The sequence below is a fragment of the Aeromonas sp. 604443 genome (assembly GCF_049170315.1).
GTDB classification, from domain to species: Bacteria; Pseudomonadota; Gammaproteobacteria; order Enterobacterales; family Aeromonadaceae; genus Aeromonas; species Aeromonas veronii_A.
On the sequence record NZ_JAAKMI010000009.1, the window covers coordinates 150,935 to 166,247 of the forward strand.

The window sequence follows — 15,313 nt, forward strand, 5'->3', positions numbered from 1 at the left end:
GACTGTCCGAACTCATCTCTGTTCACCCTGCTCAACAAGAAGGATGTCATTCATGGCACAGGTTCAAAGCATCAAGTGTAAGGCCGCCATCGCCTGGGGTCCGGGTCAGCCCCTCTCCATCGAAGAAGTCGAGGTCATGCCACCGCAAGCGGGCGAAGTGCGGGTACGCATCGTCGCGACCGGCGTCTGCCACACCGATGCCTTCACCCTCTCCGGTGAAGATCCGGAAGGGGTCTTCCCCTGTATTCTCGGCCACGAGGGGGGCGGCATCGTCGAATCGGTCGGCGAGGGCGTCACCAGCGTCAAGGTAGGCGATCACGTGATCCCGCTCTACACCCCCGAGTGCGGCGAGTGCAAATTCTGCAAATCCGGCAAGACCAACCTCTGCCAGAAGATCCGTGCCACCCAGGGCAAGGGGCTGATGCCGGACGGCACTACCCGCTTCTCGAAAGATGGCCAGCCCATCTATCACTACATGGGTACCTCCACCTTCAGCGAATACACGGTACTGCCGGAGATCTCCATCGCCAAGGTGGACCCGGCCGCCCCGCTGGAAGAGGTCTGTCTGCTCGGTTGTGGCGTCACCACCGGCATCGGCGCCGTGATGAACACCGCCAAGGTGAAAGAGGGTGAGAGCGTCGCCATCTTCGGGCTGGGGGGCATCGGCCTCTCGGCGGTGATCGGGGCTCGTCTGGCCAAGGCCGGTCGCATCATCGCCATCGACATCAACGAGAGCAAGTTCGAACTGGCCCGCAAGCTGGGTGCCACCGACTGCATCAACCCGAACGACTACGACAAACCGATTCAGGAGGTGATCGTCGAACTGACCGATGGCGGCGTCGACTTCTCCTTCGAGTGCATCGGCAACGTCAAGGTGATGCGTGCGGCGCTAGAGTGCTGCCACAAGGGTTGGGGCGAGTCGGTCATCATCGGCGTGGCCGGAGCGGGTCAGGAGATCAGCACCCGTCCGTTCCAGCTGGTGACCGGTCGGGTCTGGCGCGGCAGCGCCTTCGGCGGGGTTCGCGGTCGCAGCGAACTGCCGAGCTATGTGCAGCGCTACATGCAGGGTGAGTTCCGTCTCGATGACTTCATCACTCACACCATGGGGCTTGAGCAGATCAACGAGGCGTTCGATCTGATGCATGAAGGCAAGAGCATCCGCACCGTCATCCACTACTGAGCATGATCACCCCGCCCGCCATCGTGGGCGGGGTGCAGGAGTCCTTCGATGAATCTGGAGATTATCAGCAGCAACAAGAGCTTCGGCGGCTGGCACAAGCGCTATCGCCACAACGCCAGCGTGCTCGGCTGCGAGATGAATTTTGCCATCTATCTGCCGCCTCAGGCCCTCACCGGCCAGAAAGTGCCGGTGCTCTACTGGCTCAGTGGCCTCACCTGCACCGATGAGAACTTTATGCAGAAGGCGGGGGCCCAGCGTATCGCCGCCGAGCTGGGCATAGCACTGGTGGCGCCGGACACCAGCCCCCGCGGTGACGGCGTAGCGGACGACCCCAGTTATGACCTCGGCATGGGCGCGGGCTTTTACGTCAATGCCAGCCAGAGCCCCTGGCAGGCGCACTACCAGATGTATGACTACGTCACCCGCGAACTGCCTGACTTGATAGAGACCCACTTCCCGGTCTCGACCCGCCGCGCCATCAGCGGCCACTCCATGGGCGGTCACGGTGCGCTGATCGCCGCGTTGCGAGAGCCCGGTCGCTACAGCTCGGTCTCGGCGTTCAGCCCGATCTGCCACCCGAGCCGCTGCCCCTGGGGCCAGAAGGCGCTCGGCGCCTATCTCGGCAGCAATCCTCTGCTGTGGCAGGAGTGGGATGCCTGCCAACTGCTGCGCCACCAGCCGGTCACGCCGCTACCAACCCTGGTGGATGTGGGGCTGGATGATCCCTTCCTCGCCGAGCAGCTGCATATCGATGCGCTGGCCGAGGTGGCGGCCAGCAAGGGGTGGCCGCTGGAGCTCAACCGCCACGAGGGCTATGACCACAGCTACTACTTCGTGGCGAGCTTTATCGAGGCGCACCTGCGCTTTCACGCCCGCCACCTCTGATCAAAACAGGCCCGTTGCGGGCCTGTTTCAGTTGTGGTGATCGGTTGATATCAACTGCCCGCTCGGGTCACGCCGCCGGAGCCTGCGATCTGCTGCTCCACCTTGGGATCGCCCCAATAAGCGATGTTACCTGAGCCGGCGATGCCGACTTTCAGCGTCTCCTGCGCCCGTACCGCCACATCACCACTACCGGCGATATTGACCTCTACCTCGTTGCCGCGCATCTCGCTCCCGAGCACATCGCCAGCACCGGCAATGTTCAGCTCGATGGCCTGTGCCGAACCGCTGCCCAACTCCAGACTGCCGGTGCCAGCGATATTCCCTTCCAGCCGTTTCAGCTCCAGCTGACTGGCGACGATGTCACCGGTACCGGCCACCGACAGCACCAGCTCATCGCCCTTGAAGCCGCTCAGATCGCCGTTGCCGGTCCCGGCCAATGCCAGTTCGTTCAACACCGGCAAGGTGATGGTCAGCTCCAGCGGCTCGGTAGGATAGAGCCGGTAACCCTCCTTCACCTCAATCTCCAGCTTGTCGCCGCTCTCGGTCAGCACCAGATAGGGCAGCAGGTTCTCCTGCCCCTTGATCAGGATACCGCGCGGCTCCCCCGCGACCAGATGGAGGGTGGCAGGCACCCCCGCCAGCACACGGGTCACCCGCTCGCCCAGTGCCTGCTGGCGCTCGACCACAGCTCCCGTTCCGGTCACTCTGGTCTGATCCAGCCAGTGACAACCACTGAGCCCTGCCATCAACATGACAACCATCATCCATTTCATCACTACTCTCCTCCTTATGTGTTGGCCATCCAGGGCCAATTGGTTTTCATGCTCTGCAAAGCGCGAGCCAAAAATTAACATTATGATTCAAAAGGAAATAACCATTTAAACCAGAACAGACAGAAGAATTTAGAGAGCCATTTAGACCATATTTTGGTGAAAATAACCATTCTCGAACGGATATGATCGTGGCTGATTGGCGGGTCGTCCTGCCGGTCACTATGCTGACAGCCCGTGGAAGTTTTTAATTGCCCTGCCGGTCTGTTGAGCCAATAGTGGTACTTCGTGCGTACCAAGCTCTCCATTGCGGTAATGTCATTACCACTGTCTTGTCAGTCTTCACTGCCAACAAGGAGCCAGAGCGTGACCCAAGCAAGCCCTCTCTATGCCACCGCCACCGGTCTGCCGGAACCGACTCGCACCCCGCTGCTGACCGGCAGCGATCCCGAGCAGAAACGGCGCGAGCTGCTCGCCTACTTCTGCCAGACCTTCGATCTCTACGACTCACTGTTCGACTGTCTGGCCGATGAGCGCGCCTGGTTCAACAAGGCGATCCCGCTGCGCCACCCGCTCATCTTCTACTACGGCCACACCGCCGCCTTCTTTATCAACAAGCTGCTGGCGGCACGCCTGATCGATCAGCGGCTGGATGCCCGCATCGAGGCCATGGTCGCCATCGGGGTGGACGAGATGAGCTGGGACGATCTGGACGAGACCCACTACGACTGGCCCAAGGTCAGCGAGCTACGCAGCTATCGGGCCAAAGTCCGTTCGCTGGTGTGCGATTTTATTCGCCAGATGCCGCTCACTCTGCCCATCGACTGGCAGAGCCCGGCCTGGGTGATCCTGATGGGGATAGAGCACGAGCGCATCCACCTCGAAACCTCCAGCGTGCTCATCCGCCAGTTGCCGCTCGCCTGGGTGCGGCCGCAGCCTTATTGGCCCGCCTGCACTGAAGCCCGCAACCACATTGATCAGGTGCCCGCCAACAGCCTGCTGCCGGTGGCTGGCGGCAAGGTGCGCCTTGGCAAGCGGGACGCCACCTACGGCTGGGACAACGAATATGGCGAGCGCCAGATCGAGCTGGCCCCGTTTCAGGCCAGCCGCATGCTGGTGAGCAATGCCGAGTACCTCGCCTTCGTCCAGGCGGGCGGCTACGGCCAGCAACAGTGGTGGGATGAGGAAGGGTGGGGCTGGTGCCAGTACGCCAAGGCGCAGATGCCCACCTTCTGGGTCGGCGACCCCGCCGAGCCCGAACAATTGCAGCTGCGGCTAATGACCGAGCAGGTCGCCATGCCCTGGGACTGGCCGGTCGAGGTGAATCAGCTGGAAGCGGCTGCCTTCTGCCGCTGGAAGGCGGCCCGGACCGGACTCCCCATCCAGCTGCCGAGCGAGGCGGAATGGATGCTGCTGCGCGAGCAGCTACCCGGCGATCAGCCGGACTGGACGGAGGCACCCGGCAATATCAATCTGGCCCGTTTTGCCTCCTCCTGCCCGGTGGATGCCTGCCCGCACGGGGAGTTCTTCGATCTGGTGGGCAATGTCTGGCAGTGGACCAGCACCGCCATCGACGGTTTCGACGGCTTTAAAATCCACCCGCTCTACGACGACTTCTCTACCCCCACCTTTGATGGCAAGCACACCCTGATCAAGGGGGGCAGCTGGATCAGCACGGGCAACGAAGCGCTCAAATCATCCCGTTACGCCTTCCGGCGTCACTTCTTCCAGCATGCGGGTTTCCGCTATCTGGTCTCCCGTTATCAGGAACCCGTTATCGTGAATCCCTATGAAACCGACACGCTCGTCGCTCAGTACCTCGACTTCCAGTACGGCCCCAGCCACTTCGGGGTCGCCAACTACGCCAAGACGCTTGCTGATCTTGCTGGCGAGCTGTGCAGCAACCACCAGCGGGCGCTGGATATCGGCTGCGCCACCGGCCGCGCCAGCTTCGAACTGGCCCGCCACTTCCAGCATGTGGACGGGGTCGACTACTCGGCCCGCTTCATCGACGTGGCGCTGTCCCTCGCCAGCCAGGACAGCTTCCGCTACGCCATTCCGCTGGAGGGTGAACTGGTGGAGTATTGCGAGGCACGCCTGTCGAGCCACGGGCTGGGGGCAAGTCAGGCTGAGCGCATCCACTTCAGTCAGGGGGATGCCTGCAACCTCAAGCCCAAATATGACCACTATGATCTGGTGCTCGCCTCCAACCTGATCGACCGGCTGCGGGAGCCCGCCCGCTTCCTGCGGGACATAGCTCCCCGACTGCGCAGCGGTGGCCTGCTGGTGCTTACCAGCCCTTATACCTGGCTGGCGGAATATACCCCGCCCGCCAACTGGCTCGGCGGCATTCGTGAAAACGGCGAGGCGCTCACCACCTATCAGGCGCTGCAACGGCTGCTGGCGGCGGAGTTCGAGGAGCACTGCCCGCCCCGGGATGTGCCTTTCGTCATCCGCGAGACCGCCCGCAAATACCAGCACACGGTGGCGCAGCTCACCGTCTGGCGCAAACGCTAATCCGCCGATCGGCATGCAGATGAGAAGAGGGAGGCCAATGGCCTCCCTCTTGTTATGGCAGTCAAACGGCGCGAGTATCAATCTCCCTGCTCGTGATAGCGGCGGGCCAGCACGGCGCAGACCATCAGCTGGATCTGGTGGAAGATCATCAGCGGCAGCACCATGACGCCGACACTGGCGGCCGGGAACATGACGTTGGCCATCGGCACCCCGTTGGCGAGGCTCTTCTTGGAGCCGCAGAAGACGATGGTGATCTCGTCCGCCTTGTCGAAGCCGAGACGACGGCTGATCCAGACATTCCAGCAGAGTACCTGCGCCAGCAAGACGCAGCTCAGCAACACGATACTGGCCAGATCGTACCAACTTACTTGACGCCAAATCCCCTGCACCACCGCCTCGCTGAAGGCGACATAGACCACCAGCAGGATGGAACTCTGATCCAGCTTGCCGATGAGCGGACGGTGGCTATCGACCCAGCGACCAATGAGCGGGCGCGACAGGTGGCCCACCACGAACGGCAGCATCAGCTGCATCATGATGGACTGGATAGAGTGCCAGGTGTCGATCCCCTCCCCCTGTACGTGGATCATCATCCCCACCAGCACCGGCGAGAGGAAGATACCGAGGATGCTGGAGGCCGAGGCGCTGCACACCGCCGCCGACACATTGCCCCCCGCCATCGAGGTGAAGGCGATGGCCGACTGCACGGTGGCAGGCAGGGCGCAGAGATAGAGGAAGCCGAGGTAGATGGCCGGGCTCAGCCAGCCCGGTACCAGCGGGGTGAGCAGCAGCCCCAGCAGCGGAAAGAGCACGAAGGTGCTGAGCATCACTACCAGATGGAGCCGCCAGTGGCCGAGGCCCGCCAGCAGGTTCTGGCGCGACAGCTTGGCGCCATGCATGAAGAACAGGAGCGCCACCGCCAGCTTGGTCAGCAGACCGAACCAGACAGCCACCTGCCCCTCGCAGGGAAAGAGGGAGGCCAGGGTGACCACCGCAATCAGTACAACAGTAAAGGGATCCAGACGCACGAAAGGTCTCCATCAGAAGGGCATCCTGCAGCCATGGCGACAGTCAGGATTGGGGAGGACAAGAAACAGAGCGGGAGATGTCTGGCACCTCCCGCTAAAACGAACCTCCAGCTTACCCCGATAACGGAGAGGCGCAAAGTTGAGCGGCGAATAATTGTTCATCAATGCTTAACGCATTCGCCATATTGCGCAGCAAAAGTTGACGATAAACCGGCCCTGACAGCTCCCAAACGGCTAAAAATGGATAAAAAAACGGGCGACCAAGGCCGCCCGTTCCGCTTTTTCACCCAGCCGATCAGCGCTGGCTGGCCAGCTTGCCGTTGCCGGTTTTCTTCTCATTGCCACCGAGCTTGCGGGCCTGCCGCTTCTCGAAGCGGGAGATCCACCAGTAGGCCAGCGCCGAGAAAACCGCGGTCATGAAGACGTTGATGAAGAAGGCGCGCACCAGATCCACCCCGGCCGGGAAGGCGGAGGCGCTCATGCTCACCACGAAGATGGCGATCAGCACCGACACCACGCCCATCCCGAAGGTGCGCGACCCCATGCGGAAGTCGCGGGGGGTGTCGTCATGTTTCCAGCGGAACACGAAGTAGGCCACCATGATGAAGATCGGCGGCAACATGGCGGTGCCGGCAGTGAGGTTGATGGCGGTGTTCATCATCTGCTGCACCGACTCGGAGCCGAAGCCGTTGACCACCAGCATCGCGAACACGAAGACAAACTGCCACCAGGCGGCGCGCACCGGCACGCCGTGCTCGTTGAGCTGGGTGGTCTTCTCGCCGTAAACCCCCTGCGGGATCTCGGAGAAGTGGATCTTCACCGGCGCCGAGGTCCACATCATCATGGAACCGAACATGGCGATAAACAGCACCACACCGACGAAGCGGCCCACCAGCGCCTCGGAAAGCCCGAAATACTGCGCCATGCCGGTGAAGATCTCTACCATGCCGCCGGCATAGGTGAGGCTCTCGCGCGGCACGAACACGTTCACCAAGAGGGAACCAACCGCATACATGGCACCGATGACGATACCGGCACTGATGATCACCTTGATAAAGGACTTCTGGCCCCCCTTCACATCATTGAGGTAGGCCGCTGCGGTCTCGGCACCACCCGCCGCCTGGAAGATCCAGCACATGATGCCGAGGGTCGCCCAGTTGACGGTGGGAGTCATCGCCTCCAGCGTGATGGGCTGGGCCGGCACATGATCGCCACTCAGAGCCATCAGGGCACCCAGCACATAGATGGCGAACAGGGCAAACACCCCGTAGGCCACGATCTCCGCAATCTTGCCAAGCCAGCTCGCCCCCTTGGTGGAGATGTGGGTCGCCGCCGCAAACAGCACGATGGAGATGATCGAGGTGACCATGGGCGAGAAGCTGTACTCATAGCCCAGCATGGCGTAGGAGGCGTAGGCGATGACGTTGGGCAGCAGGGAGACGAACCAGAACAGGTTCACGAACCAGTAGAGAAACGAGCCCAGATAGGCCATCCGGGTGCCGAGCGGTTTTTTCAGCCAGTCATACATCCCCGACTCGGAGTTTTTATTGGCCGAAACGAACTCGGCGATGATGAAGACGAACGGAATGAAGTAGACGATGGTCGCCAGCAGGAAGATAGGGGCGGAGCTGAGCCCCAGCTCGATGTTGTTGTTGACGATGTTGCGCACGTTGAACACGGCGGCAAAGGTCATCGACAACAGGGCAAACTTGCCTATGGTGCCGCGTACGGATTCAGACATGGTGTCCTCCAGTGGACTCGCGCTCCCTGCGGGTAACGCTGTGACTCTGTGATGTGTTCGGCAAGGGTCTGTCGGCCCCGCGCTTTACTCTCTTATTATGATCGGGCCGCGTGGACGGCCTCGTAGATGAACCGGTGCCGTCTCCCGCACCGGCTCGCAATATCGTTCAGACGATCGGGGTGCCCGGCGCCATCGGCACCCGCGGTTGCAACAGTACGCTCTGGCTCTCGTCCGGGGTCTCGGCGCAGAGCAACATGCACTCGGAACGCTCACCGCGCATCCTGGTGGGCTTGAGGTTGGTCAGTACCACCACCTCGCTGCCCATCAGCTCCTCTTCGCTGTAATAAGGCACCAGACTGGTGACGGTCTGCAGCGGCCGCTCGCCACCCACGTCGATCTGGACGATGTAGAGTTTGTCTGCCCCGGGGTGACGCACCACCTCCAGCACCTTGCCCACCTTCATCTCGACCCGTTTGAATTCGGCAAACTCGATCGTCTCGCTCATGCTCTTTTCCTTTTCTGGTTCAACGGTTTGCGGGTGGCCAACGGCCACCCGGTTTGATTGGGATTAAAAGCCGTGCCTATGGCGTCTGCATGGCAACCTGCGCTGTCGGCTGGGCCTCTTTGGCACGCGCTTCGGCACTGAGGGAGGCCTCGTATCTGTTGTATTTCCACCAGGCGAAGCCGAGGAAGATCACGATCCCGCCGACGTTGTAGAAGATGATGGTCATGATGTCGGCGCCGGTCGGGAAGGTGGAGGCGAGGAAGCCCACCGAGAAGATGGCGATCAGCACCGAGACCACGGCGATGCCGGTGGTGCGCGAACCCATCCTGAAATCCCGCGGCAGGTGATCGAGCTTCAGACGTAGATTGAGGTAGGCCAGCATGATGAACAGCGGCGGCAGCATGGAAGCGGCAGCGGTCATGTTGATGACGGTGTTCATCAGATCCTGCGCGGTGTTGGAGCCCAGGGTCGGGATCACCATCAGCGGCAGCACTATGAGGTACTGGATCCAGGCTGCACGGGCGGGCACGCCATTCTCGTTCAGCTCGACCGTCTTCTTGCCGAAGATGCCGGCCGGGATCTCGGAGAAGAAGATCTTCACCGGGGTCGCTGTCCACATCAGCAGGGAGCCGAACATGGCGGTGAAGGAGACCAGCCCGACGAAGCGGTTCATCAGGATCTCCGGCAGGCCGAAGTAGGCCGCCAGCCCCTCAAATACCTGCACCGAGCCGCCGGTATATTTCAGGGTGCCGCTCGGCACGAACACGTTGATCAACAGCGAGGCGATGGAGTAGAGCACCCCGATAAAGATCCCGGCGATGATGATCACTTTCACGAAGGACTTGGAGCCCCCTTTCACGTCATTGACATAGACCGCCACCGACTCGGCGCCACCGGCCGCCATAAAGATCCAGGTGGTGATACCCAGGAAGGCCCAGCTGAAATCGGGGACCATGGCCTCTACCGTGATGGGGTCAGCCGGCTGCACGCCGCCCACCAGTGCCGCACCCGCCAGCAGGATGTAGGAGAGGGTCAGCAGCAGCATCAGGGACGAGGTCACCGAGGTGATGGGGCCGAGCATCTTGGCGCCGTTGGTGGAGACGTAGGTGGCAAAGGCGAACAGCACCATGCTCAATGCCGTGGTCGCCACCGGGGTGAGAATGTACTCGTAGCCGAGAAAGGCATAGGAGGCGTAGGCGATGACCCGCGGCAGCAGCGAGGTGAAGAAGAAGAGGTTCACGAACCAGTAGGTGTAGGCGGAGATAAAGGCCCAGCGCCCGCCGAGGGAACTCTTCACCCAGGCATACACCCCCGCTTCGGAGTTTTTGTTCAGTGACACAAATTCCGCAATGATCAGGCAAAACGGAATGAAGTAGAAAATGGTGGCCAGAAAGAACATCGGGGCCGAGGCCAGACCGATTTCGATGTTGTTGTTGATGACGTTGTTGAAGCTGAATACCGCCGCGAAGGTGAGCGACAGCAGACCAAACTTGCCTATCGTATTGCGTTTGGAATCAGACATGGTGCATCTCCAGACCTGTAGTTATTGCCGCGAAAGGGCGGGGCATGGGTTGTAGGGTGAACCCCGCCCTTCCGGCTTTTATCAGTGCAGAACCGGCGGCTTGTTATTTGTTCTTGAAGTAGCCGCCTTCGACGGTGACCTTGATGATCACCTTGCGCACCGGGCTGTCGCCGACGAATCGGTAGGCCTCGTCGTTCTCGAAGATCACCACCTGACCATTGCCGACCTGCTGGCGCTCACGCACCTCGCCGGCCAGCCACTCGCGGTCTGTGGTGTCGTCATAGGCCTGCTCGACCCGCAGCTCGCTCTTGGCTGCCCACTCCACCGTCTCTGTTCCTTCCAGGTAGTAGTGAACGTCGAAGTAGCGGCGCTGCCCCTCGAACAGTGAGGTGGCCGGGCTGGCCCCCTCCTGCAAGCGGTAGGTGAGGGAGTCACCGATGGAGTGGCAGATGCCGGGCTTGAGGTTCGGCAGGTTGTTGATGGCCTCCACGCAGCGGCCCCACTTCTTGCCCACCCGGTAGATGTTTTTGAACAGGGTCAGGTTGTCCAGGGTGATCATGCGAGGTTCCTCCCGCCGTTGATGGTGAGATCGAGCCCGGCCAGCGCAGCCGGATTGAGGTTGCCACGGGCGATGGGCAGCAGGGTCAGGCCGAAGCTGAACGGCTCGAAGCGCACCCGCCAGGAGTCCAGCACCTCGGAGCCCCAGGAGTTGGAGCCGAGCCCCAGAACCTTGTGATCCAGATTGAGGGTGAGATAACCGCAGGGCTCCAACTCGTTGATGTGCTGCGCCGCGTGGATATGCTCCCAGCTGTAGGGCCAGACGCTCAGATTGATGGGGGCATCGGGTCGCACGTAGAGACCGGCGCCGTGGCGGTTGGTCAGGGTCGCCCAGCGCACCTGCTGGCGGTTGCCGTTATCCTGCGGGAAGGGATAATGCTCCCACATCTCGCTGACTGTGCTCTGGAAGCTGTCGATCCAGTTACTCTGGCGGCTGTCCTGATAGTTCTCGCCCGGGCCCATGCCGTAGTAGTGCACCCGGTCGAGATCCTGACGAATGCCCAGCTCGAAGCCGATCTTGGGGATGATGTCGTCATAACCGCCGTAGGGCTGGCCGGAGAGCGCCACGTGCAGTTGGCCGTTCGGGCTCAGTGTGTAGACGTAGCGGCAGCGCATGCCGAAGTCGAACACCGGCGGCGCGATCAGACTCTCGACCGTCACCTCGACCGCCTCACCCAGCTGGCGCCAGCTCAGAGTACGGAAGTGCTCCTGCATGATCTGCAGGTGGTTCGGGTGCCACAGGCTCTCGTACTCCTGCTTGTGGTTGTCGATCATCGGCTTGAAGAAGGTGAGGCGCGGCGAGCGCTCGATAAGCTCATTGCCATCCTGCTGCCAGCTCACCAGCTTGCCGTCGAGGCGCGAGAAGCGCAGGGCGAAGCCGCTACCGCTCAAGGTCAGGTCAAGCCGTTCGTCGGCGATATGCAACGGGGTGGCGTTGGGATTGGCAAAGGGCTGCAGCTGACGAGTCGACTCTTTCAGCTGGAACTGGTACTGGCCCAGCTCGTGCTCCGCCGCGCTATAGCGGGTGGCGGTGGCCTTGATGACCCGCAGCTGGACGAAGGTTTCCCGCCCATCGAGGGATGCCAGTTCGAGTTGCAGCTCTGTGGTGGCACCGGGAACCACCCCTTCCAGCCGGATTTGCTGGCTGGCCAGCAGCTCGCCCTCGGCCTTCACTTCAACCAGCAGGCGGATGTCGTCGAGAGTGGAGAACCAGTAGCGGTTTTCCACCGCCAGCTTGCCGCTCGCCAGATCCAGCGCACGCACCTTGACCGGGCAGATCACCTGCTTGTATTCACGCAGGCCCGGCCCCGGAGTCTGATCCGGGTAGATGAGGCCATCCATGCAGAAGTTGTAGTTGTTGGGGTAGTCGCCGTAGTCGCCGCCGTACTTGTAGACCGGGCGCCCCTGCTCGTCCTGATCCAGAATGCCGTGATCGCACCACTCCCAGATGTAGTGACCCTGAATGTGGGGATGGCGGTCGAACACCTGCTGGTATTCGCTCAGGCCACCCGGGCCGTTGCCCATGGCGTGGGCGTATTCACAGAGGATGCGTGGCTTCTCCATCGGGAACTCGCCGAAGCAGTTCATCTGGGATACGCGCGAATACATGGTACTCACCACATCCACCACCTCGGCATCGCGATCCTCTTCGTAGTGCACCAGCCGGGTCGGGTCGATCGCCTTGCAGCGCTGGTACATGGCTCTGATGTTGCAGCCGTAGCCGGACTCGTTGCCGAGCGACCAGATGATGATGGAGGGGTGGTTCTTCTGGGCGTGCACGTGGCGCTCGATGCGATCCACGAACACCGGCTCCCAGAAGGGGTCGTCGGTGATGCGGCTGAGATCGCCGACGTTGGCAAAACCGTGGGTCTCCACGTCGGTCTCCGCCATCACAAACAGACCGTACTGGTCGCACAGCTCGTAGAAGCGCGGGTCGTTCGGGTAGTGGGCGGTGCGCACCGAGTTGAGGTTGTGCTGCTTCATCAGCACGATATCGCGTTCAACACGGTCCATGCCGACCGCACGGCTCTTGAGGTGGTCGTTGTCGTGACGGTTCACCCCGTGCAGCTTGAGGTAGTGGCCGTTGACGTAGAAGAGGCCATCCTTGACCTTGATTTCACGCACCCCGACCCGCTGCGGGATCACTTCCAGCAGCTCGCCCTGACCGTTGTAGAGGGAGAGTTGCAGCTGATAGAGGTAAGGGTCTTCGGCGCTCCACAGATGGGGGTTGGCCAGATCCAGCGTGAAGTGGCAATCACACTTGCCATCGATGGCGAGATGGTCGAGCGAGCCGCTGGCGATCTCACTGCCCTGATCCAGCAGGGACCAGACCAGACGGTGATCACGGGCGGGAGCCCCCAGATTTCCCAACTGTATATCGCAGCTCAGGGTGGCGCTTTGATTGTCATCAGCCAGCGCGGTGCGGATAAAGAAGTCCTGCACATGGGCGGCCGGTTTGCCCACCAGATAGACGTCGCGGAAGATCCCAGCCATCCACCACATGTCCTGATCTTCGATATAGGTGGAGTCAGCCCACTGCATCACCCGCACCGACAGCAGGTTCTCGCCAATGTTGGCGTAGGCACTGATATCGAACTCGGCGGTGAGGCGGCTCCCCTTGCTGAAGCCGACATAGTGGCCGTTCACATAGACCTCGAAGTAGGTTTCCACCCCGTCAAACTTGATGATCACCTGCTCCCCATCCCAGGCCGGGCTCAGCGTGAAGCTGCGCTGATAGGCGCCGGTGGGGTTGTGGGTCGGCACGAAGGGCACGTCGATGGGGAAGGGAAAGCCTTCGTCGGTGTACTGCAGCTGGCCGTGCCCTTCCATCTGCCACATGTTGGGCACGGTGATCTGGCCCCACTCGCTCATGGGGCTGTGATAGAAGGCCTCCGGCACCTGCAGGGGGTGGTCGAAGTAGTGGAACTGCCACTGGCCGCCAAGGCTCAGAAAACGGCGGCTCAGCTCGCGCTGCATGGTGGCCGCCAGCGCGTGGTCGGCATAAGAGAAGAAGTAGGCACGCGGGGCCAGCCTGTTTTCACCAACGAATTGGACGTTTTCCCAGTTATTCACATGTCCTCCCGGAACAAGGCAACTTTGACTGGGTAAACTTTAGATAAACATTTACTAAATATCAGCTTTGGATTGGTAAAGTTTTAACCTGATCACAATGAACAGATGGTTTTGTGAGCGAGATCAGAAGCGGGAGATAAAGGAGGGCAAGATATGGATGAGTGGCATGGATGTTGATAACAGTTGGCTGATTAGCAATAAAATCAACTATAAAACAATATGATATGAAGTTACTGGATGATATGGGAAAGAGGTTTGCTTGGGAGAGGTGTCGCACCACCGCAAGATGGCGCGACTAAAAAGCAGAATGTTTTACTAAAATCAGCGAGTAGTGCCACGCAGGGTCAACTTGCTCGGCACCAGCACCCGAAGTGGAATATCACGCTCGTCACGCAGCCGTTCGACCAACAGATTGACTCCCTGGGAGCCCATCAACTCGGAGTGGATCCGCACTGTAGAGAGCGGCGGGAAGGTGAACTTGGCGGTTGGAATATCGTTGACGCTGATAAGCTCAATTTGCTGGGGAATCGCCAGTCCCTTCTCATGAATGGCACGCAGCACGCCAATGGCGATGGAGTCGGAGGCAACGAACAGCGCCTTGGGCCAATCCCCTGCCAGCATCTCCTTCGCCAACTGGTAGCCGGAAGCGCTGGAGAAGTCCCCACGATAGAGATCGCTCTCCTGCACCACCCCCAGCCGCTGGCCATAATCGCGGAAGGCCAATTCACGCAGATCCGGATTCTCATCCTGGCCACCGATATAACCGATGCGCTGATGCCCCTGCGCGATGAAGTAATCAACCACTTGCTGGCTGATCAGGGCGAGATCCACATCGACCGAGTCAAACTCTCCCTGTGAACGGCAGTCGACAAACACCAGCTGGCTGGAACAAGCCCTGAGTTGGGCTAGGCGCTCGGCTGTGAGGGTGCCGACCACCAGAATGCCATCCACGGCGCTCAGTTCGCGCCCTTCACCACAGTTGTAGAGATGGGTCAGCTCGATATTGAGGCGGGCACTCTGGGTCTCGATACCATAACGGATGGCGAGATAGTAAGGGTCGTTGACCTCGGTACTCTGGGGATAGGCATAGACCACCAGAAAGTGCAGCTTGCTCTTGTGTACCCCCTTGCGGGCGCTGCTGGTCTTGTACTCCAGCCGTTCGGCAATCTCGAAGATCCGCTGCTTGGTCTCTTCCTTGACGCTCAGGCTGGGATCCTCGTTCAGTACCCGGGATACCGTGGCGAGAGAAACCCCCGCCTCCTGTGCAATTTCCTTCAACGTAGCCATCAATACCTCGCTGGCAGCATCACGTGTTAATCGGCAACGGCTAAAGAGTAACGGGCAATCCCTTGATAGCCCAGCATTTTTACTAAAATGCCGATAGCAGGGCCGATTTTTTAAACGCAGAAATGCAAAAAGGCCTCCCGAATGGGAGGCCTCTTCTAAATAGGTGCCTGACAGTGTCCTACTCTCGCATGGCGAATGCCACACTACCATCGGCGCTACCGCGTTTCACTTCTGAGTTCGGCATGGGA

11 protein-coding genes are annotated in these 15,313 nt (G+C 60.7%); 3 read left to right on the forward strand and 8 right to left on the reverse strand.

The annotated features are described in order from the left end of the window. The first annotated feature begins 52 nt into the window (after nt 1–52). Entirely contained in the window at nt 53–1,180 is a 1,128-nt protein-coding gene (locus G5380_RS13870) for an S-(hydroxymethyl)glutathione dehydrogenase/class III alcohol dehydrogenase (protein WP_167570651.1), read from the forward strand. Nucleotides 1,181–1,228: 48 nt separating this feature from the next. Beyond that, nucleotides 1,229–2,065 (forward strand): S-formylglutathione hydrolase, encoded by an 837-nt coding sequence (gene fghA / locus G5380_RS13875; protein WP_421352823.1) that lies wholly within the window; start codon nt 1,229–1,231, stop codon nt 2,063–2,065. A 50-nt stretch (nt 2,066–2,115) separates the two neighbouring features. Here fghA and G5380_RS13880 read toward each other — a convergent pair whose 3' ends face one another. After that, on the reverse strand, nt 2,116–2,838 hold the full coding sequence (locus G5380_RS13880) for a head GIN domain-containing protein (RefSeq protein WP_421352824.1): 723 nt from the start codon (nt 2,836–2,838) through the stop codon (nt 2,116–2,118). A gap of 363 nt (nt 2,839–3,201) precedes the next feature. Between G5380_RS13880 and ovoA the strand changes: the two genes are divergently transcribed. Then, a complete protein-coding gene (ovoA, locus tag G5380_RS13885; protein WP_421352825.1) occupies nt 3,202–5,352 on the forward strand; it encodes a 5-histidylcysteine sulfoxide synthase in 2,151 nt (716 codons plus the stop codon). 77 nt (nt 5,353–5,429) lie between these two features. Here ovoA and G5380_RS13890 read toward each other — a convergent pair whose 3' ends face one another. From G5380_RS13890 to ebgR, 7 genes are all read right to left on the reverse strand, one after another. After that, nucleotides 5,430–6,380 (reverse strand): bile acid:sodium symporter family protein, encoded by a 951-nt coding sequence (locus tag G5380_RS13890; RefSeq protein WP_421352826.1) that lies wholly within the window; start codon nt 6,378–6,380, stop codon nt 5,430–5,432. Between the two features lie 295 nt (nt 6,381–6,675). After that, nucleotides 6,676–8,121 (reverse strand): amino acid permease, encoded by a 1,446-nt coding sequence (locus G5380_RS13895; RefSeq protein ID WP_421352827.1) that lies wholly within the window; start codon nt 8,119–8,121, stop codon nt 6,676–6,678. 166 nt (nt 8,122–8,287) lie between these two features. Beyond that, entirely contained in the window at nt 8,288–8,626 is a 339-nt protein-coding gene (locus tag G5380_RS13900) for a tRNA-binding protein (protein ID WP_026080427.1), read from the reverse strand. Between the two features lie 76 nt (nt 8,627–8,702). Next, nucleotides 8,703–10,148, reverse strand: coding sequence for an amino acid permease (locus tag G5380_RS13905; protein WP_058056269.1), 1,446 nt, complete (start codon nt 10,146–10,148; stop codon nt 8,703–8,705). 103 nt (nt 10,149–10,251) lie between these two features. Next, on the reverse strand, nt 10,252–10,707 hold the full coding sequence (locus G5380_RS13910; protein ID WP_421352828.1) for a beta-galactosidase subunit beta: 456 nt from the start codon (nt 10,705–10,707) through the stop codon (nt 10,252–10,254). Further along, the gene (gene ebgA / locus G5380_RS13915) at nt 10,704–13,778 is read right to left on the reverse strand and encodes a beta-galactosidase subunit alpha (protein WP_421352829.1); all 3,075 of its coding nucleotides are present in this window, start codon (nt 13,776–13,778) and stop codon (nt 10,704–10,706) included. Before ebgA ends, G5380_RS13910 begins: the two co-directional genes overlap by 4 nt. Nucleotides 13,779–14,099: 321 nt before the next feature. Further along, nucleotides 14,100–15,065, reverse strand: a complete 966-nt coding sequence (gene ebgR / locus G5380_RS13920; protein WP_058056272.1) for a transcriptional regulator EbgR — start codon at nt 15,063–15,065, stop codon at nt 14,100–14,102. Between the last annotated feature and the right edge of the window lie 248 nt (nt 15,066–15,313).

Bases quoted from the DNA above. Each gene is read 5' to 3' on its own strand.
- G5380_RS13905 (WP_058056269.1), bottom strand. From the start codon at position 10,148: ATGTCTGATTCCAAACGCAATACGATAGGCAAGTTTGGTCTGCTGTCG.
- ebgR (WP_058056272.1), bottom strand. From the start codon at position 15,065: ATGGCTACGTTGAAGGAAATTGCACAGGAGGCGGGGGTTTCTCTCGCC.
- G5380_RS13900 (WP_026080427.1), bottom strand. From the start codon at position 8,626: ATGAGCGAGACGATCGAGTTTGCCGAATTCAAACGGGTCGAGATGAAG.
- G5380_RS13910 (WP_421352828.1), bottom strand. From the start codon at position 10,707: ATGATCACCCTGGACAACCTGACCCTGTTCAAAAACATCTACCGGGTG.
- G5380_RS13880 (WP_421352824.1), bottom strand. From the start codon at position 2,838: ATGAAATGGATGATGGTTGTCATGTTGATGGCAGGGCTCAGTGGTTGT.
- G5380_RS13870 (WP_167570651.1), top strand. From the start codon at position 53: ATGGCACAGGTTCAAAGCATCAAGTGTAAGGCCGCCATCGCCTGGGGT.
- fghA (WP_421352823.1), top strand. From the start codon at position 1,229: ATGAATCTGGAGATTATCAGCAGCAACAAGAGCTTCGGCGGCTGGCAC.
- G5380_RS13895 (WP_421352827.1), bottom strand. From the start codon at position 8,121: ATGTCTGAATCCGTACGCGGCACCATAGGCAAGTTTGCCCTGTTGTCG.